The sequence below is a fragment of the Altererythrobacter sp. H2 genome (assembly GCF_035319885.1).
In the GTDB taxonomy this organism is placed as follows: Bacteria; Pseudomonadota; Alphaproteobacteria; order Sphingomonadales; family Sphingomonadaceae; genus 34-65-8.
Map to the genome: position 1 here is coordinate 684,072 of NZ_CP141285.1, position 25,732 is coordinate 709,803.

Sequence of the window (25,732 nt, forward strand, 5' to 3'; positions counted from 1 at the left end):
CAGGGGAACGGCGGGTGCTTATCGGCCGGTGTAGTTTGCCCCGGCCCAGCTGCGCCCATCGCTATCCGCGCTGTACCCGTCATAGATGGCGCGGGCGATCTGGGCGATGCGGGCTTCGCGGGCCGCACGCGAACCTTGCCCGGTCACATAGATCGCCAGGGCAATGGCGCGGCCATCCGGGGTGCGGATGAAGCCGATATCGCTGGAGGTGTTGTTGAGCGACCCGGTCTTGTTGCCGACAGTCAGGCTGGCGGGGAGCATCGCGCGGATCCGGCGCTTGCCGGTGACCGTGCGCTCCATCGCGCCAAGGATGACCTGGCGGTGGGCGGCGTTGAGCCAGCGCCCTTCGTGCAGGCCGACCATCAGCTCCAGCATGGCCTTGGGCGTGGCGCTGTCTCGCCGATCGACAATCGATGCGGGGTCGAATTCACCGTCGTCGCGGACCAGTGTGGCGATGTCGCGCGTCAGCTCGAACTCGCGGATTCCGGCGCGGCGCATCCAGTCGTTGACCGCCTGCGGCCCGCCCACGACTTGGAGCAGGGCGTCGGTCGCCGGGTTGGAACTGCGCGTGATCATCAGCTCGATCAGCTCGATTGCCGGCAGGTAATTGCCTTTGCGCACTGGCGCGCGGGCAGTGGAGAAGCGGGCTGAGCGTTCGGGGATCAGCAGCGGAAATTCGCTGCTCAGGCTCCAGCGGCCCTGTTCCACCCCTTCGAGGTAAGTCGCAGCGATCGCGATCTTGCTGGTGCTGGCCATCGGAAAGCGCTGGTCGCCCAGCACTGAAACCGTCTTGCCGCTGGCCAGATCGATCGCGGCCACTCCGATCCGGCCCTGTTCGCCGCTGGCAACCCGGGCAATCGCGGCGTCGAAGCCGCTTTCGTAAACGGCATTGAAGGTCTGAGGCGCGCGGGTCTGGGTGCCAAGCGTGTTGTCGAACGCGGCCTCCAGATCGGAAGATCCGCCCTGGGCACCCTGGGCCTGGGCGGCTCCGCTGAAGGTCATGGCAACGGCTGCCAGTGCGGGAGCGAGATAACGCGCGAATACGGACATGTACTGACCCCTACACCCAATCTGGTTTGCACAGGCTTAACGGCAGCAGTTTTGCGGGAACAACCCGCTGCGCGACAGAAAGTGTCGCTGGCACGACCAAATCCTTTTCTACGTAATAATCCCGAGCCTCTCAAATTGCCGCCTTGTGTCGATGGCAGCCGGGCGGCAACATGCCGGGCAAACAGGTCAACGGGGAGAGGCATGGACGATCTTGAGCGGGGGCTGGCGCGTGCCATGACGCGCGTCGGAACGGGCGAGCCGGCCGGTCTGCAGCGCCTGACCGGCGGGGCAACCATGGAAAGCTGGCGCTTCGAGCAGGCCGGTGAAAGCTATGTCCTGCGCCGGGCGCCGAGTCTGGCCTTCATGGAAGGCCGCCCGTTCGGCCATGCCACCGAAGCAGCCATCATCCGCGCCGCCCGCGCCGCCGGGGTGACCGCCCCTGAAGTCATCACCGTCCTGGAAGCAGGCGATGGCATCGGCAGCGGGTTCATCATGCGCGCGCTGCCGGGCACGGCTGACCCGCGCAGCATCCAGGCCATGGCCGACCCAGCCACCGTCATGCGCGAGGCGGCGCGCGATCTCGCCCGCATCCACTCGCTGCGCCGCGCCGACCTGCCGGGCGACGTGCCGGTGCTGGATTATGCCGAAGGGGTGGTGGGCCTGCGCCAGCAGTTCGACGAGGCGGGCGGCGACCGGCCGATTATCGCGGCTGGCCTGCGCTGGCTCACCGACAACCTGCCCGAACCGGCTGAGCCGGTGCTCAACCATGGCGATTACCGGCTCGGCAACCTCTTGTGCGAGGACAGCCACCTGACCGGCGTGCTCGACTGGGAGCTGGCGCATTTCGGCGATCCGCACGAAGATCTGGCCTTTGGCTGCATGGCGGTGTGGCGTTTTGCCAATTACGACCGGCCTGCGCTGGGTCTGGGCAGCCTTGAGGATTATTTCGCGGCCTACGAGGCGGAAAGTGGGCGCACAGTCGATCCGGCGCGGTTCCGGTTCTGGTCAATCTATCGCACGGTGTGGTGGGCCCTGGGCTGCTTGCGCTGCGCGAAGTACTGGCGCGATGGTTCTGACCGGATGCTGGAGCGGGTGGTGATCTCGCGCCGCACGAGCGAGAACGAGCTCGACCTGCTGCTGTTGCTGGAGGAAGACGCACCGGCGGCGGAGCGCGCCCGGCTTCCGGCTGCCGCCGCCCCGCCGCCGCCTGAACAAGGCGAGGCAACCGCCGGCGAGATGGCCACGGCAATCAGCGAATGGCTGGCCACGATCAAGGATCGCCTGGAGGGGCACGACCGCTTCCAGATCGCAGTCGCCCGCAATGCGCTGGGCATGATCGCGCGCAGCGAGGGACAAGGCGACGTGCGGGACCGGGCTCTGTCCGAGGCGCTTCTGGCAGGCGAAAAGGGGCTCGCGACGCCCCGGCTGCTGGCTGACCTCAAGAGCCGGGCGCTGGCCAAGCTTGAAGCCGACATTCCCAGATACCCGGCGCTCGCCGTGGCGCGCCAAAAATGGACAGGAGAGAACTGATGGATTTTGCCGTCCCGCAGGAACTGGAAGACTACTACGCCGAGCTGACTCGCTTCATCGAGGACACGATCATCCCGCTCGAGCAGCAGGACGACAACATCCGCTTTTTCGACCACCGGCGCGAATACGCGCGGACCGATTTCGAGAACGGCGGCCTGCCGCGCCACGAATGGGAAGATCTGCTGCGCCAGTCGCGCAAGCTGGCTGACGAGGCGGGCCACTGGCGTTTCTCCGCGCCCAAGAAATACGGCGGCAAGGATGGCTCCAACCTGTGGATGGCGGTGATCCGTGATCGCTTCGCCCAGCGCGGGCTGGGCCTGCACAATGACCTGCAGAACGAGCACAGCATCGTCGGCAATTTCCCCTTCGTCGCGATGTTCGAGCATTTCGGCACCGAGGAGCAGAAACAGGAATTCATCCTCGGCGGGTTTGAAGGCACCCGCCGGGTCGCCTTCGGCCTGACCGAGCCGCACCACGGCTCTGATGCGACCCACATGGAAACCGTCGCCGTGCGCGAGACCCGCGACGGGGTCGATGGCTGGCGGATCGACGGGGAGAAGATGTGGATCACCGGGATGCACGTTGCCACCCACTGCGCGATGTTCGCGCGGACCGGCGGCAAGGCCGGCGATGCCAGCGGGATCACCTGCTTCCTCGTCCCCAACCCCACCGAGGGCCTCCAGATCGAGGAGTGGATGTGGACCTTCAACATGCCCACCGACCACCCGCGTCTGTCGGTAACCAACGTCTGGGTGCCGGACAGCGCGATCCTCGGGGTCGAAGGGCGCGGGTTGGCGCTGGCGCAGAGTTTCGTCCACCAGAACCGCATCCGCCAGGCCGCAAGCAGCCTTGGCGCGGCGACCTTCTGCGTTGAGGAAAGCGTGCGCTATGCGCGCGAGCGCAAGCCCTTCGGTGAGGAGCTGGCCCGCAACCAGGCGATCCAGTTCCCGCTGGTGGAACTGGCCACCCAGTGCGAGATGCTGCGCCTGCTGATCTACAAGACCGCGTGGGACATGGACAACATGCCCCACGAGATGATCGAGAAGACGATCTCCGACAAGGTCTCCATGTGCAACTACTGGGCCAACCGGCTGGTGTGCCAGGCGGCGGACCGCGCGATGCAGGTCCATGGCGGCATCGGCTATTCGCGGCACAAGCCGTTCGAGCACATCTACCGCCACCACCGCCGCTACCGCATCACCGAAGGGGCGGAGGAAATCCAGATGCGCAAGGTTGGGGCCTACCTGTTCGGGTACCTGGGGCCGAAGCGGGGGATGTACGGATGACGGGAAAAGGCTAGGCACTCCCGCGTCAAACGCTAGAAACGCCCCATGACCACCTGGACCATCGGCATCATCGGGGGCAGCGGCCTCTACCAGATCGACGCATTGGAAGACGCGCAGTGGATCCGCGTCAACTCCCCGTTCGGCGAAGCGTCGGACGAGATCCTGTGCGGGCGGATCGGTCCGGTTCGGGTGCGCTTCCTCCCCCGCCACGGGCGCGGCCACCGCGTTGCCCCGTCGGAACTCAACGTCCGCGCCAATATTGACGCGCTCAAGCGCGCCGGGTGCACCGACATTCTCGCCATCGGCGCGGTCGGCTCCCTGCGCGAGGAACTGCCGCCGGGCCGCTTCGTGGCGGTCGACCAGTTCATCGACCGCACCAAAGGTCGCCCATCCAGTTTCTTCGGCACCGGCATGGTCGCCCATGTCAGCATGGCCGAGCCGGTCTGCCCGCGCCTCAGCGCGATGGCGGCGGACGCGGTCGAGGCGGCGGGCGGCACGGTCGTGCGCGGTGGCACCTATCTCGCGATGGAAGGGCCGCAGTTTTCCACCCGCGCAGAAAGCCACCTCTACCGCCAGTGGGGTGCGGACGTGATCGGGATGACCGCCATGCCGGAAGCGAAACTGTGCCGCGAGGCGGAGATGCCTTACGCCCTGCTCGGCATGGTGACCGATTACGACTGCTGGCGCGAGGATGCCGCCTTTGTCGAAGTCAGCCAGGTGCTGGAACAGATGCACGCCAATGGCGCGATTGCGCGGCAGGCGGTGGAGCGGTTCATCGCCGCCCTGCCCGAAGTGCGTGAACCCACACCGCTTGACACCGTGCTCGACCACGCCCTGATCACCGCGCCCGATGCGCGCGATCCGGCCGTGCTGGCGAAGCTGGATGCGGTGGCGGGACGGGTGCTCTAGGCGGAACAGCTCGCCCCGCCGAGCACGCAGAAGCGGGCGCAGTGGGGGTGGTTGAGGGCGATTTCGCCCGAGGCTTCGGCCAGCGTCGCGCCCATGTCGAACTGCGGGTCGTAAGGGATCAGCGTGCAGGCGGCGACGCGCGGGGCGGGCTCGCCCTTGCGGTGGACGACCATCCGGCTGGTCGCGCACATGATTTGCGCCGGTGACTTGCCGAGGATGCCCCAGCAATCGACCGTGATTTCGGCAATGTCGCGGGTCGCGTCCATTTCCGGGAACAGCACCAGCCGGGCCGGATCGTGCGCGTCGATCCCCACGCCCTCGGCGGCGAACAGCCGGGCGTAGCCATCGCGCGCTTCGCCCATGCTTTCGCCCGGCAGCAGGCGGCCTGCGACCGCGATGGAGAAATGGTTGTCTGACAGCCATTTCAGGCCGTCCAGCCCCGGCGCCCAGCTGTTCGGACCGCGCTCGCCTTCGTGGCCTGCTTGCGTGTGGTGGTCGAGGCTCACGCGGATCGTCAGCCTGTCCCCGAACCGCGCGCGCAGGGCGAGCAATGCCGCCTCGTGGCGTCGCATCGGCTTCATCGCATTGCTCAGCACCAGAGCGTCGAACCCGCGTTCGAGCGCATCGGTGAGCATGGCGAGGAACTGCGGGTTCATGAACGGCTCGCCGCCGGTAAAGCCGATCTCGCGGGTGCCCATCCCCTGCGCCTCGTCGAGGAAACGCGCCGCGTCGCTGGCGGCAAGATAGACCAGCGCATCGTTGGTCGGGCTGCTTTCGATGTAGCAGGTGGCGCAGGCGAGGTTGCACAGCGTCCCGGTGTTGAGCCACAGCGTTTCGAGCCGGGTTAGTGGCACTGATGCCCGGCGCTCGCCCTTGGCGGTCCATTCGGGATCGGCGAACTTCTCCCGCGGCAGCAGTGCCCCGTCGACCCGGAACGGCGAGGGGCCTGTGGGCGCGTTGCGCGAGCGGGTGCGGGCCTCGCTCATGCAAACGTCCGGCGCAGCTTCGCCACCAGCGCCGCGTATTTCTTCGGCACCTTGCCGAACACGGTCGGTTCCCACGCGCTGAAGGCGGCGGCCTTGGCGATCTCGCTGCGGGTGGGGTAGCTGATTACTGCGCTGCCCATGGCAAAGGTGCTGCTCTTGCCGGTGATGCTCTGGCTGAACGGCAGCAGCAACTCGCCCGCGTTCTTCCCGACAATGCTGGCGCCGAGCACTTTCTTGCCCTTGAGCACCAGCTTGAGGTGGCCCCGGGTGTCGCCCTCGGCAATGGCGCGTTCGTTGTCGTCGAAGCCTTCCTTGACCACGATGACTGCATCGCCGTGCTGCGCGCGCGCTTCGGCCTCGGTCAGCCCCACCTGCGCCACTTCGGGCTCGGTATAGGTGCACCAGGGCAGGGCGCGGTAATCGACCTTGGTCGGGATTCCGGTGACGATCTCCAGCGCCACGTTGGAGCCCTCGTAGCCCGAGGCATGGGTCAGGCGCGGTCCGTCGCGGCAATCGCCGATGGCGTAGATCGACCTGACCGAGGTGCGGCGCCGGGCATCGGTGACAATCCCGTTCGGGCCAATTTCCACGCCCACTTCCTCCAGCCCGAAGCCGCGGCAATTGGCCTTGCGACCGACCGCGACCAGCAGGTGTGAGCCATCGACCGCCTCGCTGCCGCCATCCGACAGGCTGATTTCCACGCGCAGCGCACCTGCGCGGCCCTCGGCCCTGCACACCGTGCCGTCGATGAAGCGGACGCCCTCCTCCTCCATCACGGCGCGCACCACGGCGACGGATTCCGGATCGTCCCGCCCCATCAGCGGGCCGGGGTTGACCACGGTGACCGCGCTGCCGAGGCGGCGGAAGGCTTGTGCCATCTCCATCCCGATCACCCCGCCACCGATGATGACGAGGTGCTCTGGCTGCTCGGCCAGATCGAACAGGTTTTCGTTGGTGAGGTAGGGTACGCTGTCCAGGCCTTCGATCGGCGGCACCATCGGCTTCGAGCCGGTGGCGATCACGATCCGAGGGGCGGTGAGCGTGCGGCCATCGACCTCGACCGAATGCGCGCCGGTGACCCGGGCCCAGCCCGGGATGACTTCGACGCCCATGCCTTCGAACGTCTCGACCGAATCATGGGGCTCGATCTCGGCAATCGCCTGGCGGACGTGCGCCATGACCCCGGCCCAGTCGACCTGCGGCGGGGCGAGCGTCACGCCGTGGCGGGTCGCTACCCGCGCCTCGGCCGCGCGCTTGGCGGCAGTGATCAGCGCCTTCGACGGTACGCAGCCGTTGTTGAGGCATTCGCCGCCCATCTTGTGGCCTTCGACCAGCACGGCCTTCAGCCCGAACAGGGCCACGCCGCCTGCTGCGGTGAGGCCTGCGGCGCCCGCGCCGATCACGATTGCATCATGGGTAAATTTCATTGTGCGCCCCGCGTAACCCGTTATGCCTCGCCCGCGAAGCATGTTCTGCATTCCCGTTCGCGCAATTGAGGCACCACGTTACATGAACTCGGTTCCGGCCAGCCCGGCGGCCTGCTGTTGAGGGTATTCGTTACCGGGGCCGCCGGCTTGCTCGGCGGGGAGGTCTGCGCCCGGCTCGCAGCAGCCGGGCACAGCGTGACCGCGCTGGTCCATCGCAACCCGCAGGTGTGCGACAACCGGGGCCGCCCGGTCGCCGTGGCCGGGGCGGTGCAGGGGGATGTCTCGCTGCCGCAATTCGGCTGGGATCAAGACGCATGGGACGCGGCGGCCGCTGGCCATGACCTGCTGGTCCATTGCGCCGCGACCGTCCGGTTCGACCTCGACGAGGCGGACTATGCCGCCGTCAACGTGGGCGGCACGGCCGAGGCGCTCAGGCTGGCCGGTGCAGGCGGGATGGCCTTTCTCCATGTCAGCACTGCCTATGTCTGCGGAGTGCGCGACGGCCTTATCAAGGAGAGTGACCCGCTGCCCGAAACCGGTTTCGCCAACGGCTATGAAGCAAGCAAGGCGGCCGGCGAGCGGCTGGTGCGCGCCAGCGGTCTTACCTGGGCCATCGCGCGCCCCTCGATCGTGGTCGGGGAGCATGGCGATGGCACCATCCGCCAGTTCGACACCACATATGCCGCGTTCAAGCTGATTGCCGAAGGCCGCGTGCGCCATATGCCAGCCCGCGCCGGGGCGACGCTCGACTTCGTGCCGGTCGATCATGTCGCGGCAGGCATCGCCCTGCTTGGCGAAAGGATGGAGCAGGCGGCGGGGGGTACCTTCCACCTTGTTTCCGGCCAGCCCTTGCCGGTCGGGCGGTTCACCGCCGCGATCGGGGCCTACCCGCACTTTCACGAGCCGGAACTGGTTGCGCCAGAGGCGTTCGATCCCTCCATGCTGCCTGCCCTGGAGCGCCGCCTGTTCCGCCGGGTGGCCGGGCTCTATGCCAGCTATTTCCAGCGCAACCCCCACTTCGACGATTCGGCCTTCCGCGCGATTGCCGGGGCCGGCTGCCCGGAAACGGGCGAGGCCTACATTCGCCGCCTGATCGACCACTGTATCGCGGTCGGGTTTCTGGCCGCTAGCGCACGTGCGGATAGTGCCGTGCCAGCCTGGCGCGCGCGCCCACAGCCCAGAGAATGCCGACCTTGAAATAGATCCAGTTGGCCTTGAGCGGCCCCCAGGCGGCGATCCGCCGGTCCGAGGTGACGATCCAGCGCGGGACCATGCGGATCTTGCCGAGTGCTGCGAATTTCACGCACAGGTCGGCCTCCTCCATCACCGCGTCCCCCGGGGTGCAGCCGCCGATGGTGAGGAACTGCGCGCGGCGGAAGAACATCCCGTGGTCGCCGAACAGCAGCCGCACCCCGCGCAGGAACAGATGCGGGCGGGTAATCAGCGGCGCGTACCAGGTCTTCAGCCAGTTGTGGACAGTGGTGCCCCAGCGGGTCTTGTCACCCCGGATCAGCGGGGTGAAGCTGGCGAGCGCGATTCTTGGTTCGGCCAGCGTTTCGCGGATGACCTGCACCATATCGCGCGGGGGTACGCTGTCGGCATGGAGCACGCAGACCAGCGGCGCGGTGGCGGCGGCGACACCGGCATTTATCTGCCAGCCGCGACCCGCCTCGGTCTCTACCAGGGTCCAGCCAGCGGCGCGGGCGATCTCCGGGCTCCGGTCTGAGCTGCCGCCATCGACCACCACGATCTCGGCCGGTTGCGGGTCAAGCTGGCGCAGCACCTCGACCAGCGCGGGCAGGGCCTTTTCCTCGTCCAGCACCGGGATGACGAGTGCGACGGGCGAAGGGTTCATGGCAGGAACTCCGGCCAGCGGGCGAGGTCTTCGGGCGTATCGACGTCGCTGAGTTCCGGCAGCACTGCCGGACGAATGCCGCGCTGCGCGAACCGGCGCAGGGTTTCCTCGAACACCGCAGGCGTGCTCCATGGCATGTCTGAAAAGGCAAAGGCCGCGTCCGCGTTGTAGCCGAGCAGGTAGTACCCACCATCGCTGGCCGGGCCGATCACCATGGGGTCGGTTGTGAGAGCGTCTGCCGCGGCTTGCAGGACGGCAGGCGTCAGGCCGGGGCAGTCGCTGCCGATCACGATTGCCGGTGCGGGTACGGCCGATAGACGGGCAGTGAGATCGCCCTCGCCCTGCGATGTCACGGTGAGGTCAGGCCCGAAGGCTGCGCGGAACAGCTCCGGCGCGCCGCCGGTCACGCGCAATTCGAACGGCACGTCGCTGGCGCGTGCCACCGCAATCGTGTGCGCCAGCAGGCGGGTGTAGATCGTTGCCGCGCCCTCTGCGCCGAAGTGCGGGATCAGCCGGGTCTTGACCTCGCCGGGGCGCGGCCAGCGGGCGAAGATCGAAAGCAGGGGCGGGGCCATGGTGACCCACTAGCCGCTCGACGCAGCCAGCGCCATGGGGCAGGGTTGCCGCAATGAACCGCGCCCGCCTCCTTGTTGCTCTGGCCGCAGCCACCGGTGTCGCCGCCCTGCTGGTGGCCGAGCGCAAGCGGCCCTTGCGGCAGCAGACCTTGCCCGATGTGCCGCGCAACCTGCGCAATGCTGCGCTCGGGGCCGGGTGTGCGGTCATCGTCGCCGCGGTAGAGGAGCCGCTGACCCGGGCGATTGCGCGCGGCAACCTGGCCAAGGAGCGCGGCCTTGCCCAGCGCTTGCCACGCCCTCTGCGCCTGCTCGGCGGGATCGCGGCGATGGATTACGGGTTCTACTGGTGGCACGTGGCGACGCACCGGGTGCCGTTCCTGTGGCGTTTCCACCGCGTCCACCACGTCGATCCCGACATGGACGCCAGCACGGCGGTGCGGTTTCACCCGCTCGATATGCTGGTCTCGCTGCCGTGGCGGCTGGTGCAGGTGCGGCTGGCGGGCGTCAGCCCCAAGACCCTGCGCTGGTGGCGGCGGTTCTTCAACGCCTCGATCCTGTTCCACCATGCGAACCTGCGCTTGCCGGAGGGGTGGGACCAGCGGCTGCGCACGGTGCTGACCACGCCGGAGATGCACGGCCTGCACCATTCGCGGGTGCCCGAGCAGCAGGATAGCAACTTCACCAGCGGGCTCAGCCTGTGGGACCGGCTGCACGGGACCTTCCGCGCAGACCCCCCTCCCGGCACCTTCATCATCGGGGTGGATGATCCGCAGGCGCTGGCCGACGTGGCCATCGATCACGCGCTGGCAGCGCCGTTCGCCCGACGAACGGCTGACTTCAATCGACCAGCGTTGGATTGACTTGGGCGGCCCGAGCAGGCCCATAGGGGGCAAGAGTTTTGCACCAAGGGGCCTTTCGCATGTTCGCTCGTCACAGCCGCCAGTTTACCCGTCTTTCGCTCGCCGCAAGCCTGCTCGCCTCGGCCAGTGCCGTGGCTGCGCAGGAAGCTCCGATCATCCAGCCCGGCGCGCCGGGGGAAGCACCCAGGGTGATCGGTGCCGATGAAGCGACCCGTCTCGCTGCACTGACCTGGACCCCGGCCGACATCGCCTTCATGCAGGGCATGATCGTCCACCACCAGCAGGCGGTGGAAATGGCGGCGCTGGTCAAGGGGCGGACCAGTCGCGAGGAAATCGTGGCCGTGGCCGGGCGGATTGACGCCAGCCAGGCAGACGAGATCGCCTTCATGCGCGGCTGGCTGGAAGAGCGCAGCGAACCGGTCGCGATGGCCGGCATGGGCCATGCCCACCACACGATGAAGGGCATGGCCAGCCCCGAAGACATGGCGCGGCTGGCCACGCTCGATGGCGTCGCGTTCGAGCGCTTGTTCCTCCAGCTGATGATTGCCCACCACCGGGGCGCGCTGGACATGGTGGAAGACCTGCTGCGCGTGCCCGGCACCGCCTTCGACCCGGGTCAGCAGCGCTTCGTCAACGATGTCGAGACCGATCAGAAGGCCGAGATCGAGCGGATGAACGCGCTCTACGCCACGCTCTCGGAAGATCCGCGCGCCACGCTGGCGGCAGGCTTTGCCGATGCGGGGGAAGCCATTCTCAACTTGCGCAAGGTGGTGAGCCTGGCCAAGCCGGCCGGCTTCGTCGATCCGGCCAACCCGGCGGGCCTCCAGCCGGTCATGCCCAAGAAGGAAGACAAGAAGGACGGGACGGCTGAAGCGCCCAAGGCGGAGACTGCCGCCGACCCGCACGCCGGGCACCGGATAGCGGCTGCACCTGCCGCCACCGCCGCCCCACCCGCCGCCCCGCCCGCCGCCGGAACCCCGCCACCTGCAGGCGAAGAGGCGGATGCCAAGCCGCAATTCGGCAAGCGCGGATCGCCGTTCGACTTTGCCAATACCGACATGGCCTTTTCCGGCGATCTGATGGTGGCCGGCAACTACCACGGCTGGAACGCCTATCGCCTCGGCGAAGACGGTGTGCCCACGCTGGTCAGTTCGGTCGTCTGCCCGGGTGGGCAGGGGGACGTCTCGGTGGTCGGCAACCTGCTGATCATGTCGGTCGAACAGACCACCGGGCGGGTCGATTGCGGGCTGCAGGGCGTGCCCGAGCGGATCAGCGCCGAGCGGTTCCGCGGCCTGCGGATCTTCGACATTTCCGACGTGACCCGCCCGCGCCAGGTCGGCCAGGTGCAGACCTGCCGTGGCAGCCACACCCATTCGATCGTCAGCGCCGATGCGGAACGGCTGGTGGTCTACAACTCCGGCACCTCGGGCGTGCGCGACGAGAAGGAGCTGGCCGGCTGCATCGGGGATGACACCGGCGATACCCGCACCGCGCTGTTCAGCATCGACGTGATCGAGATCCCGGTGGCCGACCCGTCGAAGGCGCGGATCGTTGACAGCCCGCGCGTGTTTGCGGCGGAAGGCCAGATTGCCGGGCTGTGGCGCGGCGGTGACCATGGCGACGGGACGCAGGACACCTACCGGACCGACCAGTGCCATGACATCACCGTGTTTCCGGCCAGGAAGCTCGCTGCCGGGGCCTGCTCGGGCAACGGCATCGTGTTCGACATTTCCGATCCGATGAAGCCGAAGCGGATCGACGCGGTGACCGACAAGGGCTTTGCCTACTGGCACTCGGCCACCTTCAACAACGACGGGTCGACCGTGATCTTCACCGACGAATGGGGCGGCGGGGGCCGGCCGCGCTGCCAGGCGGGCGATCCGAAGAACTGGGGCGCCAACGCCTTCTACGGCGTCGAGAATGGCAAGCTGGTCTATCGCGGCACCTACAAGCTGCCCGCCCCGCAGGGGGACAAGGAGAACTGCGTCGCCCACAACGGCTCGATCATCCCGGTTCCGGGGCGCGACCTGTTCGTCCAGGCCTGGTACCAGGGCGGCATTTCGGTGATCGACTTCACCGATGCGGCCAACCCGCAGGAGATCGCCTATTTTGACCGCGGCCCGGTCGACAAGGACCAGCTGGTGGTGGGCGGATACTGGTCGGCCTACTGGTATCGCGGCCGCATCTACGCGACCGAGATCACCCGCGGGCTGGACGTGTTCGCGCTGGAGCCGAGCCAGTTCCTCACTGCCGAAGAGATCGCCGCCGCCGAAGCTGCGATCTACCCCGGCGACGTGTTCAACCCGCAGACGCAGACCCAGGTGACCTGGCCGGCGGACGTGGCGGCCGCAGCCGAGGCAAGCCGCAAGGGCGGTTAAGGGGCCGCCGGGCTGCGCCCCGGGTGTGGGGCACCGAACCCGGGGCGGCAGGCAGGGTGACAAAGGTGACACCGCGTCACCCACTGCTGCTGTGGGTAACCTGTTGTATTAATATGGTTTGGGCCACCCTCTCCGGGCCGGACGGACAAGCGCGCAGCGCGCAAAAACGCCCGCACGCCGCCAACCGCAAGGGCAAGGGTTAACCGGAAGAAGTCAAAGAGCGGGGCGAGACTAGTCCGCCACGCCGCATGCTAGCGGAACAGTGCGGTGTAGGAAACGTGGCTGTGATGAGTCCGCCCCAGCTTCCCCGGCCTCCGAGCCGGGGTCACGCTGTCCTTCGTCGCATGGCTCCGCGCTTCGAGGAATTCGGGGCCTCAATGCCGCATCACCTGTGCGGGGATAAAGGAGCGCGGATGATCTGGCCGAAAGCCGCTGGTGGCATGAGCAACGCCTGTTATCGCCTCGTCACCGGGGGTTGCGAGAAAGTGCGTTTTTCACACTTGCCGGCATCGCCCTCTGGCTCATCGGCACCAAACGCCTTGAGCACATCTTCGCAATAGCCGCCGGAACCGTGCGCCTGAATCAGCGACAATGCATTGGCACTGTTGAAACGAGAGTAGAAGATTTTATTGGCACGAGCTTCACTTGGCTCAAGCCGGAATTGATGCCCAAGCTGGGCACCCAGTCCTAACGAAAGCAGAGGAACAATATCCCTTTCGTTCAGGAAGATAAGGGATTTTTCCGCGACCTTCGCGCGCCCGTAAACATCCCACTGGTCGGGCTTGCCAGCCAAATCGAGACCCGCCTCATCGTCCGTGCGCGTGTAGACCGATATCGGCATGGCAAACCCTACCAGCGCGTCAAGGCGGAGCGGCCAATGGCCCTGCACAGCCACGGCTTGGCCTGGCGTTTCGGACGGGACCACCATCTCGTAGCCGGACAAGGCGGGAGCCAGAAGCTGGGCAATCGCGGCGCCACGGCTATGCCCTGCCAGCACGATGCCAATCTTGCCGTCCGGCCCAGGGCGCAGTTCCGCCCGGCAGAGGAAGCGGGAAAGTTCGCTGCGCGCTGTCGGAAAAGCCAGAGGAGCCTGGTCAAATTCATTAGCCACCAGCAGTTTCCGGATGACATTCAGGGCTCCACTGCGGAATCCGGCATGACCGGGCGGAGTGTAATAATACCCGTCGCGCCACTTGCTTGTGTACGCTTTTGCCTTCGCATTTTCGATCCAGTCGCGGCCGGATTCGGTCCCGGTGATGACGAGGTAGACGCGATTGCCGCCACGCTCGGCGATCAGGAAGGCGTCGGTCAGATCGCCGAACAGACCGGACCGTGCGGGATAGTACTGCGCGACATAGCCAAGTTCCGACAGGCGCCTTTCCCCGTCAGTTGCTTTTCTTGGTTCGTAGGTCGGAGCAAGAAATGTCGCTGCCGCAACCGCAATCGTGCAGGCATCCGGAACCTCGGGGATCAACTTGCATGCGTCGGTGAAAAGGGTGTTGGCCGGTATCGAAGGCTTGGCGCTATCCTCCGCAGCGACGATGCCGGAAGAAAGCAGGAAACTGAACACTGCTGCCAGAATAGCAATTCGCATGACAGTTGATCCTCACCGCTTGCGGAAGGGTACAATGCATGTCGAACCTTGGCCAGAGTGGGAAATCACCACCCGTTCACCAAAAAACCCCGGCGGATCGCTCCGCCGGGGTTTCCTGTTTCAGCCGATGGGCTGGGTGGAGGGGCTTAGAAGCCCATTCCGCCCATGCCGCCCATGCCGCCCATGTCGGGCATGCCGCCGGCGGCGGGCTTGTCTTCCGGCGCGTCGGTGATTGCCGCTTCGGTGGTGATCAGCAGGCCGGCGACCGAGGCCGCATCCTGCAGAGCCACGCGAACGACCTTGGTCGGGTCGATCACACCGGCAGCCACGAGGTTCTCGTAAGTGTCGGTGGCAGCGTTGAAGCCCTGCGTTTCGTCGTTTTCACGCAGCAGGTTGCCCGAGACGACCGCACCATCATGACCGGCGTTCTCTGCGATCTGCCGCACCGGAGCGACGATCGCCTTGCGGACGATGTCGATCCCGCGGGTCTGGTCGTCGTTCGCGCCCTTCAGGCCTTCGAGAGCCTTGGTGGCGTAAAGCAACGCGGTGCCGCCACCGGGGACGATGCCTTCTTCCACCGCAGCGCGGGTGGCGTGCAGGGCGTCGTCGACGCGGTCCTTGCGCTCCTTCACTTCGACTTCCGAAGCGCCGCCGACCTTGATCACGGCAACCCCGCCGGCGAGCTTCGCCAGGCGTTCCTGCAGCTTTTCACGGTCATAGTCGCTGGTGGTGTTGTCGATCTGGGTGCGGATTTCGGTGACCCGTGCCTTGATGTCTTCAGCATCGCCGGCGCCATCGACAATCGTGGTGTTGTCCTTGTCGATGGTGACCTTCTTGGCCTGGCCGAGCATGGCCAGCGTCACGTTCTCCAGCTTGATGCCGAGATCTTCGCTGATCATCTCGCCCTTGGTCAGGATCGCGATGTCCTGCAGCATGGCCTTGCGGCGATCGCCGAAGCCCGGTGCCTTGACCGCTGCAACCTTCAGGCCGCCGCGCAGCTTGTTGACCACCAGGGTGGCCAGCGCTTCACCTTCGATGTCTTCCGCGATGATCAGCAGCGGGCGGCCCGACTGGACCGTCGCTTCGAGCACCGGCAGCATCGACTGCAGGTTCGACAGCTTCTTCTCGTGGATCAGGATGTACGGGTTCTCCAGCTCCACCACCATCTTTTCGGGGTTGGTGATGAAGTAGGGGCTGAGGTAGCCGCGGTCGAACTGCATGCCTTCGACGACATCGAGTTCGAACTCGAGGCCCTTGGCTTCCTCGACGGTGATCACGCCTTCCTTGCCGACCTTTTCCATGGCTTCGGCGATCTTCTCGCCGACTTCACGGTCACCGTTGGCGGAAATGATGCCGACCTGGGCGATTTCCTGCGAGCCCGAGACTTCCTTCGAACGGCTCTTGAGGTTCTCGACCACCTTTTCGACCGCGAGGTCGATGCCGCGCTTAAGGTCCATCGGGTTCATGCCGGCAGCAACCGACTTCATGCCTTCGCGCACGATCGCCTGGCCGAGCACGGTGGCGGTGGTGGTGCCGTCACCGGCGAGGTCGTTGGTCTTGCTGGCGACTTCGCGCAGCATCTGCGCGCCCATGTTCTCGAACTTGTCCTTGAGCTCGATTTCCTTGGCGACGGTAACGCCGTCCTTGGTGATGCGGGGTGCGCCGAAGCTCTTGTCGATCACCACGTTGCGACCCTTGGGGCCGAGCGTGACCTTGACGGCATTGGCGAGGGTATCGACGCCCTTGAGAATGCGTTCGCGGGCGTCACGGCCGAACTTTACGTCCTTGGCTGCCATGATTGTTTCTCCTGAATTGGGTTGTTGAAAGGGAAAAGCGTAGCGGGATCAGCCGGTCAGGCGATCACGCCCATGATGTCGCTTTCCTTCATGATCAGCAGGTCTTCCCCGTCGACCTTGACTTCGGTGCCCGACCACTTGCCGAACAGAACGCGGTCGCCGACCTTGACGTCGAGCGGGATGCGGTCGCCGTCTTCGTCGCGGTTGCCTTCACCGACGGCGAGCACTTCGCCTTCGCTGGGCTTTTCCTTGGCGTTGTCGGGGATGATGATGCCGCCAGCGGTCTTTTCTTCGGCTTCGATGCGCCGGACCAGCACGCGGTCGTGCAGTGGACGAAATGCCATTGTAATGACCTTTCCTGTTGAATGTGAATGTGCCTTGGCACTCTCCCTGCGAGAGTGCCAGCGAGCCGCATGTGGGGGCGGGGCCGGTGCGAGTCAACAGCGGCAGGCAGGAAAAAATTTCGCGGCCGGGCAGGGCTCAGCCGCGCGCCGTCGGATCGGGCCATTGACCCACCAGGCCCAGCCTGTAGCGCAGCAGCCAGCGCCCGAGCATCAGCACCGCCACGATCCCCAGCCCGGCGGCAAGCCCGGTCCAGATCCCGACCCCGCCCCAGCCCTGCTCGAACGCCAGCCACGCGCCAAGGCCGATGCCGATCACCCAGTAGCCCAGCAGCGCGAACAGCATCGGCACGAAAGTATCGTGCAGCCCGCGCAGCATGCCCGCGCCCACCACCTGTGCCCCGTCGACCACCTGGAACAGGGCGGCGACCAGCAGGAAGCTGACCGCCAGGGTTGCGACTTCGGCGTTGGCGGGGTTGGTCCGGTCGATGAACAGGCCGGTCAGCGTTTCCGGCATGGCGATCATTGCCAGCGCCATCATCGCCATGAACCCGGTCCCCAGCAGGTAGCTGGTCCACCCCGCGCGGCGGATATGCTCGCGGTCGCGCCGGCCATGGCCGATGCCGACCCGCACGGTGGCGGCCTGGGCCAGGCCCATCGGCACCATGAAGGTCAGGCTGGCAAGCTGCAGCGCCACCGCGTGGGCGGCCACGGCAGCGGTGGAAATCCAGCCCATCAGGATCACGGCGGCGGTGAACACCCCGGCCTCGAACGCGTGGCTGACGCCGATCGGCAGGCCCAGCCGCACCATCTGGCACAGGCGCGGCCAGTCGCTGCGCCACCAGCGCCCGAGGAGGTGGTAGCGCCGGAAGCGGCGGTCATGCGTGATGACCAGGACAATCAGGGCCAGCATCAGCGCATTGGTCAGCACGCTGGCGACCCCGGCCCCGACCAGGCCGAGCGCCGGCAGGCCGAAGTTGCCGAAGATCAGGCCGTAGTTGAACAGCACGTTGGCCAGCACCCCGGCCACGCCGGTAACCAGCGACCAGATCGGCCGCTCCACCGCAGCCAGGAAATTGCGCAGGCACAGCGTGAACAGGAACAGCGGGATCGACCACATGTAGGCGCGGACATAGGCCTGCGCCGCGTCCGCCAGCGCTGCCTCCTGCCCCATCGCCCGCAGGATCGGGCCGGTGTGCCACAGGGTGAACAGGATGAACGGTGTCAGGAATGCCACCAGCCAGAGTGACTGGCGCACACTGCGGCGCACGTCGCGGACCGAATGGGGCATGCGCCCGATCTCGCTCGCCATCAGCGGCGAGGCCCCGGTGACCAGGCCCATGCCGAAGATCGCCAGCAGCATCGACAGGTTGAACCCGAGCGAGGCGGCCGCCAGTTCGGCCGGGCCCAGCCAGCCGACCATCAGCACGTCGGCCGCGCCGATCGAGGCCATGGTCAGGTTGGTCAGCACCAGCGGCCAGGCCAGCTGCACGGTTGCAGCCAGTTCCTGACGCCAGGGGGACCGGATCCCGTTCGAGATGTGCGCGCGGTTCATGCAGCCGGCCCGGATAGCCGCGCCGTGCGACAGGTCAAAGTCCGGCTGGCGATCGCAGTGCGAGTTTTCCGCGTGGCGCGGCCAATCCGTCACAGCTTGCCATGGCGGGGGCGTGTGGCCACATGCGGCCCGAACCTGCCGGAGAATAACATGAGACGCCTCGTTGTCGCCGCACTGCCACTGGCTTTTGCCCTTGCGGGGTGCGGGAGCGAGCCCGACGCGCCGCCGCCCGGTGCCTCCGCTCCCTCCGGTGATGCCACGCCCGCGCAGGTGGCTGTCCGCCCTGCCGCCTTCGCGCAGTGTGCATCCTGTCACGCCGTCGTGCCGGGCAAGAACGGGATCGGTCCCAGTCTGGCAGGCGTGGTGGGGGCCAAGTCCGGGCAGGAACCGTCGTTCGCCTACAGCACCGCGATGCGGCAGAGCGGTCTTGTCTGGGACGAAGCGACGCTTGACGCCTATCTGAAAGACCCGCGCGCGGTCGTGCCCGGCACCAAGATGGCCTACGCCGGGCTGACGGACGATGCCGCGCGGGCGGAACTGATTGCCTGGCTCGGGACAATCTGAGCAGCAGCCGGGTTCTCACCGTGCTGATGGCGCCCAAACGAAAGGGGCGGCACCTTGCGGTACCGCCCCTTCCTGATCTCGCGTGAAGCGAAAGACGCTTACTTGAGTTCGACCGTGCCGCCAGCGGCTTCGATCTTGCCCTTGATGTCTTCGGCTTCGGCCTTGTTGACGCCTTCCTTGATCGCCTTCGGGGCGCTCTCGACCAGCGTCTTGGCTTCGGTCAGGCCCAGGCCGGTGATGGCGCGGACTTCCTTAATGACCTGGATCTTCTTGCCACCGTCGCCGGTGAGGATCACGTCGAACTCGGTCTGCTCTTCAACGGCTTCGGCAGCAGCGGCGGGGCCGGCTGCAACCGCGACAGCAGCAGCGGCGGAAACGCCCCATGCTTCTTCGAGGGCCTTGGCAAGGTCAGCCGCCTCGAGGACGGTCAGCTTCGAAAGTTCTTCAACAAGCTTGGCAATATCAGCCATGATGGTTCACTCCAAATTGTGGCGGGGCAGGACACCGTGTCCGAAACCCCGAGATTGTGTCGTCTGACGAAAAAGCGTCTCTTAGGCTGCCTTGTCCGCGTAAGCGGCAAACACGCGGGCGACCTTCGCTGCCGGTGCGGTAACGACCTGGGCGATTTTCGTCGCCGGGGCATTGACCAGACCGATAAGCTTGGCGCGCAGCTCGTCGAGGCTCGGCATCGAGGCAAGCGCCCGGATCCCTGCTTCATCGAGCACCACGGTACCCATCGAACCACCGATGATTTCGAGCTTGTCGTTCGTCTTGGCGAATTCGACAGCGGCCTTGGCGGCCGCGACCGGGTCAGTCGACCAGGCCAGCCCGACCGGACCGGTGAGCAAGTCATCCAGCCCGACATAGTCGGTGTTTTCAAGGGCGAGCCTGGCGAGGCGGTTCTTCGCAACCTTGTAGGTCGCACCAGCAGCGCGCATCTTCCCGCGCAGATCGGTGGACTGAGCCACCGTCATGCCGAGGTTGCGGGTGACGACCACCACGGCAACTTCGTTGAAGACTGCGTTGAGCTGGGCAACCGCGTCGGCTTTCTGCGAACGATCCATGCCATACTCCTTCACAAATGATCGTGCGGGATGGCTCCCGCATGATCGGCTACGTTTGTCCATGCCAGGGGCCGAAGCTCCGGGCACGGGCGAGTCCGTCGAAAGGGAAGGAGGGTGTGTGCCGTCATCATGGCGGACACGCGGGCGATTGCTTGCGCAAGATCGCCGGAAATCTCGTTTCCCCGTCTAGGCTGGACATTAAGCAGGCCTGATTGCCTGCACCAACTGTCTCGGACGGTTGCCCGCTGGACCCGTCGGCCCAGCGAACGAGGGGGCCACTAGCGGGTTCGGTCCCAGAGTCAACAAGAATGGCCCGCCCAACCGGGGCGAGCCATTCCCGAAGCGGTGGCGCCACTGGCGCTGCACCTGCCGGGCGGGAGGCTATTCCTGCGGGGTCTGATAGCCCAGCAGGTCCCCCGGCTGGCAGTCCAGTTCGCGGCAGATCGCTTCCAGGGTGGAGAAACGGATTGCCTTGGCCTTGCCGGTCTTGAGGATCGAGAGATTGGCCAGGGTCAGGCCGATCCGTTCGCTCAGCTCGGTCAGGGTCATGCGGCGGGCGTGGAGCAGATCGTCGAGCTTGACCATGATCCGGGTTCCTTCTTCGCTGTTTTCGGGGCGGGGCGGCATCACACGGTCCCTTCCAGTTCGTCGCGCATTTCAGCGCCTTTGCGGAAGACACGGGCGAGGATGAAGAGGATCAGCACCAGCAGCAGGCCTTCACCGCTTACGCCGAGGTCGGTGTCGATGTGGACATCCTCCACGTCGCCGACCAGTTCGTCGATCCACAGGACCACGGCGGCGAGCGGGATTGTCGCCAGCTGGCTGGCAAGGGCAATCCAGCCCATGCGTGACAGTCGCTCGGCATTGATGGCGATGAAGGGATCACCCTCTTTCACGCTGCCCACGATCCTGAGCAGGAGCATCAGGAAGTAGACCGCGAGGCCAAGGAAGACGAACACGGCGACCATGACCAGCAGCACGGCGCCGACCAGTTCAGGCCCGGCAGTGATGCCCTTGGCGGCGGCTTCGGCAATGATGCGGTCCTGGAAAATGGCAGCGGCGGGGAGGCCGATGCCGACCATGATCAGGGCGAAGCACAGCGCGCCGATGAAAAACCACAGCAGCCCCTGTGCTGCGAGCAGCAGCGGATCTCTTCCGGTCTGGGTCATGACGAATTCTCCCGTTTCTCTGGATCAGGCAATGGCGGGGGTGATGATGACCGATGCCTGGGCGGGCGGCACGGTGACCACCTGCGCCATGCTGGTGGCGACGATCAGGACAGCGGCGAAGGCTGCGGCGACATTCCGGGAAAGATTGGTCATTTATCGAACTCCTTGATGGTTGGTATCGACAATCAATAAGAGCGAGTCGCCATATTGTCAATCAATAATATCGTAAAACAATATCACCGAGGTTGTTGCGCGATAAGCCTGTCTGGGCCTGCTGCACCTCAGCAGCCCTTGGCGCCGTTGACACGCGCTGCCGCCCACCCTACATGCGCAGCCTACCGCCCGCTTCGAGCAAGGCCGGTCCATACGCGGGGACCAGTCCTACGGAAGGAAGCGCGGCGATCCAGTTTCGCGACGTGCAAAGCTGCTTGCGGCGCCTCATGGGCGATTCGCAATGCGGCTCGTTCGCGTCCCGGTATCTGGGTTTTCCTGCGTTGTGACAGGTTTCCAGACGAGCCGGGCACTGCCCCGGCCCAATCAAGAGGCAGGCTACCCTCCATGGCGAAGACAAAGAGCGCAACGGCGAAGGCATCGGGCGCAAAGGTTTCGGGCACCGCGAAGAAGCGCATCCGCAGGATTTTCGGCGACGTTCACGAAACCGTGCCGATGCCCAACCTGATCGAGGTCCAGCGCGAAAGCTACGAGCAGTTCCTCCGCTCCGACCGCAGCATCGGCTATGTCTCCGGCCTGGAAAAGACCCTGCGCTCAGTCTTCCCGATCCGCGATTTCGCCGGCACGGCCGAGCTTGACTTCGTGCATTACGAGCTGGAACCGCCCAAGTACGACCAGACCGAATGCCGCCAGCGCGGGATTACCTATGCCGCGCCCATGAAGGTGACCCTGCGCCTGATCGTGTTCGAGGTGGACCAGGAAACCGAAACCCGCTCCGTGCTCGATATCAAGGAGCAGGACGTGTACATGGGCGACATGCCGCTCATGACCGAGAACGGCACCTTCATCATCAATGGCACCGAACGGGTCATCGTCAGCCAGATGCACCGTTCGCCGGGCGTCCTGTTCGATCATGACCGGGGCAAGACCCACAGCTCGGGCAAGCTGCTGTTTGCAGCCCGCGTCATCCCTTACCGTGGTTCGTGGCTCGATTTCGAATTCGACGCCAAGGACGTGGTCAACGTGCGGATCGACCGCAAGCGCAAGCTGCCGGTCACCTCGCTGCTCTACGCACTGGGTCTCGACAGCGAACAGGTGCTGCACCAGTTCTACAACACCGTCGTCTGGGAACGCGTTTCCGGCAAGAGCGGGGTTGAAGATTCGGGCGGCTGGAAGATGCCCTACAGCGCCGAAAGCTGGCGCAACCAGAAGCCGGCCTTCCCGCTGATCGACGCCAGCACCGGCGAGGAAATGTTCCCGGCCGGCCAGAAGATCTCGCCCCGCGCTGCCAACAAGGCGGCCAAGGACGGGCTGACCCACCTGCTGATTCCGACCGAGGAAATCTTCGGCCGCTATTCCGCGCGTGACCTGATCGACGAAAGCACCGGCCGCATCTGGATCGAAGCGGGCGACGAAGTCAGCACCGAGAACCTCGAAGTGCTCGACAAGGCCGGCATCGACCGGCTCGAACTGCTCGACATTGACCACATCGCCACCGGCCCGTGGATCCGCAACACGCTCAAGGTCGACAAGGCCGAGAACCGTGACGAAGGTCTGGAAGCGATCTACAAGGTCATGCGTCCGGGCGAACCGCCGACGAAGGAAACCGCCGAGGCGCTGTTCGAAGGCCTGTTCTTCGATGCCGAACGCTATGACCTGTCGGCCGTGGGCCGCGTCAAGCTCAACATGCGGCTGGGCCTCGATGCCGAAGACACCGTCACGACCCTGCGCAAGGAAGACATCCTGGCCGTGGTCAAGGAACTGGTCGACCTCAAGGACGGCAAGGGCGATGTCGATGACATCGACAACCTTGGCAACCGCCGCGTCCGTTCGGTCGGCGAACTGCTGGAAAACCAGTACCGCGTCGGCCTGTTGCGGATGGAGCGCGCCGTCAAGGAGCGCATGAGCTCGGTCGACGTCAGCACGGTGATGCCGAACGACCTGATCAACGCTAAGCCGGCGGTGGCCGCGGTGCGCGAGTTCTTCGGCAGCTCGCAGCTGTCGCAGTTCATGGACCAGACCAACCCGCTCTCCGAAGTCACTCACAAGCGTCGCGTTTCGGCGCTCGGGCCGGGCGGTCTCACCCGCGAGCGGGCAGGCTTCGAAGTCCGCGACGTCCACCCGACCCACTATGGCCGGATCTGCCCGATTGAAACGCCGGAAGGCCCCAACATCGGCCTGATCAACTCGCTGGCCTCGTTCAGCCGGGTGAACAAGTACGGCTTCATCGAAACCCCTTACCGCAAGGTCAAGGAGGGCAAGGTGACCGACGATGTGGTCTACCTGTCGGCGATGGAAGAGCAGAAGAACGCCGTCGCCCAGGCTTCGGCCGAACTCGATGACAACGGCGTGTTCGTCGACGAGATGGTCTCCGCCCGCCAGGAAGGCGAGTTCGTGATGCTTCCGCGTGACCAGATCACGCTGATGGACGTTTCGCCCAAGCAGCTCGTCTCGGTGGCCGCCTCGCTCATTCCGTTCCTGGAAAACGACGACGCCAACCGCGCGCTGATGGGATCGAACATGCAGCGTCAGGCCGTGCCGCTGGTGCGCGCCGAAGCGCCGTTTGTCGGCACCGGGATGGAAGAAACCGTGGCGCGCGATTCGGGTGCTGCGATTGCCGCCACCCGCGGCGGCGTGGTCGACCAGGTTGACGCCACCCGCATCGTGATCCGCGCGATCGGCGATGTCGAACCCGGCCAGTCGGGCGTGGACATCTACCGCCTGCAGAAGTTCCAGCGCTCCAACCAGAACACCTGCATCAACCAGCGCCCGCTGGTGAAGGTCGGCGATCTGGTGGAAGTGGGCGACGTGATCGCCGACGGTCCCTCGACCGACCTGGGCGAGCTGGCACTGGGCCGCAACGCGCTCGTCGCGTTCATGCCCTGGAACGGCTACAACTACGAAGACTCGATCCTGATCTCCGAGCGGATCGCCAAGGATGACGTGTTCACCTCGATCCACATCGAGGAATTCGAAGTCATGGCCCGCGACACCAAGCTCGGGCCAGAGGACATCACCCGCGACATTCCCAACGTCGGCGAGGAAGCCCTGCGCAACCTCGACGAAGCGGGCATCGTCTACATCGGTGCCGAAGTGCATCCGGGCGATATCCTGGTCGGCAAGATCACGCCCAAGGGTGAAAGCCCGATGACGCCGGAAGAAAAGCTGCTCCGCGCGATCTTCGGCGAAAAGGCCAGTGACGTGCGCGATACCTCGCTCAAGCTGCCTCCGGGTGTTGCCGGGACCGTGGTCGAGGTGCGCGTGTTCAACCGCCACGGGATCGAGATCGACGACCGTACCCGCGCCATCCAGCACGAGGAAATCGAGCGGCTGCGCAAGGATGCGGCTGACGAACGTGCGATTCTCAACCGGGCGACCTACAACCGTCTGCGCGACATGCTGCTGGGCCAGATCGCCTCGGCCGTGCCGAAGGGCGTGAAGAAGGGCGTCGAGATCACCGAAGAGGTGCTCGAGAGCGTGGACCGGTTCGAATGGTTCAAGTTCGCGGTAGCCGAAGACGGGCGCCAGGCGCAGATCGAAGCGGTGAAGTCGCAGTACGACGAAGCCGTCAAGGTGATCGACGAGCGGTTCGAGGACCGCAAGGAGAAGCTCGAACGCGGTGACGAACTCGCCCCGGGCGTGCTCAAGATGGTCAAGGTTTTCGTGGCCATCAAGCGCAAGCTGCAGACCGGCGACAAGATGGCCGGCCGCCACGGCAACAAGGGCATCATCAGCCGCGTGCTGCCGATCGAGGACATGCCCTTCATGGAGGACGGTACGCCGGTCGACATGGTGCTAAACCCGCTCGGCGTGCCGAGCCGGATGAACGTGGGCCAGATCTTCGAAACCCACCTCGGCATGGCGGCCCGCAGCCTGGGCCACCAGGTTGCAGCCGCGCTCGACGAATGGCGGATCGCCAACCCCGATGCGACGGCCGCCCGGCCGCCCGAGGCGGTTCGCGAGAAGCTGGTCGATGTCTATGGCGAGGACTATGCCGACGAAGTGAACGGCCGCAGCGATGACGAAATCATCGAGCTGGCCGGCAACCTCGTCACCGGGGTGCCGATGGGTACGCCGGTATTCGATGGTGCCCGCGAAGCGGATATCTCGGCCATGCTGCAGAAGGCCAACCTGCCCACCTCGGGCCAGGTCACGCTCTATGATGGCCGCACCGGCGATGCCTTCGACCGCAAGGTGACCGTGGGCTGCATGTACATGCTCAAGCTCCACCACCTGGTCGATGACAAGATCCACGCCCGTTCGATCGGCCCCTACAGCCTCGTCACCCAGCAGCCGCTGGGCGGCAAGGCCCAGTTCGGTGGCCAGCGTTTCGGGGAAATGGAGGTCTGGGCCCTGCAGGCCTACGGCGCCGCCTACACGTTGCAGGAAATCCTGACCGTGAAGTCGGATGACGTGGTCGGCCGGACCAAGGTCTACGAAGCGATCGTCAAGGGTGACGACACCTTCGAGGCCGGCATTCCGGAAAGCTTCAACGTGCTCGTCAAGGAAATGCGCAGCCTTGGCCTCAATGTCGAACTGAAGTCGCTGAGCGACGAAAGCGACAACGACGCCTGGCCGCAGGCGGCAGAGTAGGGGCTCCGGCCTCGCTCACCCCTCCTTAC

22 protein-coding genes are annotated in these 25,732 nt (G+C 65.8%); 8 read left to right on the forward strand and 14 right to left on the reverse strand.

All coding sequences use genetic code 11. The features are described 5' to 3' along the window. Positions 1 to 18: 18 nt before the first annotated feature. The gene (locus U4960_RS03385; protein WP_324262203.1) at positions 19 to 1,050 is read right to left on the reverse strand and encodes a serine hydrolase; all 1,032 of its coding nucleotides are present in this window, start codon (positions 1,048 to 1,050) and stop codon (positions 19 to 21) included. Positions 1,051 to 1,251: 201 nt separating this feature from the next. On the opposite strand from U4960_RS03385, the gene U4960_RS03390 reads away from it, so the two are divergent. From U4960_RS03390 to mtnP, 3 genes are read left to right on the forward strand one after another with little or no spacing between them, the layout of a single operon-like run. Further along, the gene (locus tag U4960_RS03390) at positions 1,252 to 2,580 is read left to right on the forward strand and encodes a phosphotransferase (protein WP_324262204.1); all 1,329 of its coding nucleotides are present in this window, start codon (positions 1,252 to 1,254) and stop codon (positions 2,578 to 2,580) included. Beyond that, positions 2,580 to 3,866: an acyl-CoA dehydrogenase family protein gene (locus tag U4960_RS03395; protein WP_324262205.1), complete on the forward strand. Its 1,287-nt coding sequence runs from the start codon at positions 2,580 to 2,582 to the stop codon at positions 3,864 to 3,866. Before U4960_RS03390 ends, U4960_RS03395 begins: the two co-directional genes overlap by 1 nt. A gap of 45 nt (positions 3,867 to 3,911) precedes the next feature. Further along, positions 3,912 to 4,775 (forward strand): S-methyl-5'-thioadenosine phosphorylase, encoded by an 864-nt coding sequence (gene mtnP / locus U4960_RS03400; protein ID WP_324262206.1) that lies wholly within the window; start codon positions 3,912 to 3,914, stop codon positions 4,773 to 4,775. On the opposite strand, the gene U4960_RS03405 is transcribed toward mtnP, so the two are convergent. Further along, positions 4,772 to 5,761: a radical SAM protein gene (locus tag U4960_RS03405; RefSeq protein ID WP_324262207.1), complete on the reverse strand. Its 990-nt coding sequence runs from the start codon at positions 5,759 to 5,761 to the stop codon at positions 4,772 to 4,774. The genes mtnP and U4960_RS03405 overlap by 4 nt on opposite strands. Beyond that, positions 5,758 to 7,188, reverse strand: coding sequence for a dihydrolipoyl dehydrogenase family protein (locus tag U4960_RS03410; RefSeq protein WP_324262208.1), 1,431 nt, complete (start codon positions 7,186 to 7,188; stop codon positions 5,758 to 5,760). The genes U4960_RS03405 and U4960_RS03410 overlap by 4 nt, the downstream gene beginning before the upstream one ends. Before the next feature lie 117 nt (positions 7,189 to 7,305). Between U4960_RS03410 and U4960_RS03415 the strand changes: the two genes are divergently transcribed. After that, on the forward strand, positions 7,306 to 8,385 hold the full coding sequence (locus U4960_RS03415; protein ID WP_324262209.1) for an SDR family oxidoreductase: 1,080 nt from the start codon (positions 7,306 to 7,308) through the stop codon (positions 8,383 to 8,385). Here the strand turns inward: U4960_RS03415 and U4960_RS03420 are convergent. Then, on the reverse strand, positions 8,315 to 9,043 hold the full coding sequence (locus U4960_RS03420; protein ID WP_324262210.1) for a glycosyltransferase: 729 nt from the start codon (positions 9,041 to 9,043) through the stop codon (positions 8,315 to 8,317). The two genes, U4960_RS03415 and U4960_RS03420, sit on opposite strands and share 71 nt — an antisense overlap. After that, positions 9,040 to 9,618: a TIGR04282 family arsenosugar biosynthesis glycosyltransferase gene (locus U4960_RS03425; RefSeq protein ID WP_324262211.1), complete on the reverse strand. Its 579-nt coding sequence runs from the start codon at positions 9,616 to 9,618 to the stop codon at positions 9,040 to 9,042. Before U4960_RS03425 ends, U4960_RS03420 begins: the two co-directional genes overlap by 4 nt. Positions 9,619 to 9,671: 53 nt before the next feature. Between U4960_RS03425 and U4960_RS03430 the strand changes: the two genes are divergently transcribed. Then, positions 9,672 to 10,478, forward strand: a complete 807-nt coding sequence (locus tag U4960_RS03430) for a sterol desaturase family protein (protein ID WP_324262212.1) — start codon at positions 9,672 to 9,674, stop codon at positions 10,476 to 10,478. 59 nt (positions 10,479 to 10,537) lie between these two features. After that, a complete protein-coding gene (locus U4960_RS03435; RefSeq protein WP_324262213.1) occupies positions 10,538 to 12,856 on the forward strand; it encodes a DUF305 domain-containing protein in 2,319 nt (772 codons plus the stop codon). 454 nt (positions 12,857 to 13,310) lie between these two features. Here U4960_RS03435 and U4960_RS03440 read toward each other — a convergent pair whose 3' ends face one another. The 4 genes from U4960_RS03440 to U4960_RS03455 all read right to left on the reverse strand — a co-directional run bounded on the left by U4960_RS03440 (position 13,311) and on the right by U4960_RS03455 (position 18,142). Further along, on the reverse strand, positions 13,311 to 14,450 hold the full coding sequence (locus tag U4960_RS03440; RefSeq protein ID WP_324262214.1) for a hypothetical protein: 1,140 nt from the start codon (positions 14,448 to 14,450) through the stop codon (positions 13,311 to 13,313). A 146-nt stretch (positions 14,451 to 14,596) separates the two neighbouring features. Further along, complete coding sequence (gene groL / locus U4960_RS03445) at positions 14,597 to 16,246, reverse strand: chaperonin GroEL (protein WP_324262215.1); 1,650 nt, start codon at positions 16,244 to 16,246, stop codon at positions 14,597 to 14,599. Positions 16,247 to 16,302: 56 nt separating this feature from the next. Then, positions 16,303 to 16,590: a co-chaperone GroES gene (gene groES / locus U4960_RS03450; RefSeq protein ID WP_324262216.1), complete on the reverse strand. Its 288-nt coding sequence runs from the start codon at positions 16,588 to 16,590 to the stop codon at positions 16,303 to 16,305. A gap of 136 nt (positions 16,591 to 16,726) precedes the next feature. Continuing rightward, positions 16,727 to 18,142, reverse strand: a complete 1,416-nt coding sequence (locus U4960_RS03455) for an MATE family efflux transporter (protein ID WP_324262217.1) — start codon at positions 18,140 to 18,142, stop codon at positions 16,727 to 16,729. 150 nt (positions 18,143 to 18,292) lie between these two features. On the opposite strand from U4960_RS03455, the gene U4960_RS03460 reads away from it, so the two are divergent. After that, complete coding sequence (locus U4960_RS03460; RefSeq protein WP_324262218.1) at positions 18,293 to 18,706, forward strand: c-type cytochrome; 414 nt, start codon at positions 18,293 to 18,295, stop codon at positions 18,704 to 18,706. 98 nt (positions 18,707 to 18,804) lie between these two features. Here U4960_RS03460 and rplL read toward each other — a convergent pair whose 3' ends face one another. The 5 genes from rplL to U4960_RS03485 all read right to left on the reverse strand — a co-directional run bounded on the left by rplL (position 18,805) and on the right by U4960_RS03485 (position 21,092). Next, positions 18,805 to 19,176: a 50S ribosomal protein L7/L12 gene (gene rplL, locus U4960_RS03465; RefSeq protein ID WP_324262219.1), complete on the reverse strand. Its 372-nt coding sequence runs from the start codon at positions 19,174 to 19,176 to the stop codon at positions 18,805 to 18,807. A gap of 81 nt (positions 19,177 to 19,257) precedes the next feature. After that, positions 19,258 to 19,770 (reverse strand): 50S ribosomal protein L10, encoded by a 513-nt coding sequence (gene rplJ / locus U4960_RS03470; RefSeq protein ID WP_324262220.1) that lies wholly within the window; start codon positions 19,768 to 19,770, stop codon positions 19,258 to 19,260. A gap of 381 nt (positions 19,771 to 20,151) precedes the next feature. Then, on the reverse strand, positions 20,152 to 20,397 hold the full coding sequence (locus U4960_RS03475) for a helix-turn-helix domain-containing protein (RefSeq protein WP_324262221.1): 246 nt from the start codon (positions 20,395 to 20,397) through the stop codon (positions 20,152 to 20,154). Then, on the reverse strand, positions 20,397 to 20,939 hold the full coding sequence (locus U4960_RS03480; protein WP_324262222.1) for a DUF2975 domain-containing protein: 543 nt from the start codon (positions 20,937 to 20,939) through the stop codon (positions 20,397 to 20,399). The genes U4960_RS03475 and U4960_RS03480 overlap by 1 nt, the downstream gene beginning before the upstream one ends. 24 nt (positions 20,940 to 20,963) lie before the next feature. Next, positions 20,964 to 21,092, reverse strand: a complete 129-nt coding sequence (locus tag U4960_RS03485; protein ID WP_324262223.1) for a hypothetical protein — start codon at positions 21,090 to 21,092, stop codon at positions 20,964 to 20,966. 405 nt (positions 21,093 to 21,497) lie between these two features. Here U4960_RS03485 and rpoB point away from each other — a divergent pair, with 405 nt between their 5' ends. Further along, positions 21,498 to 25,703, forward strand: a complete 4,206-nt coding sequence (gene rpoB, locus U4960_RS03490) for a DNA-directed RNA polymerase subunit beta (RefSeq protein WP_324262224.1) — start codon at positions 21,498 to 21,500, stop codon at positions 25,701 to 25,703. Positions 25,704 to 25,732: the final 29 nt, after the last annotated feature.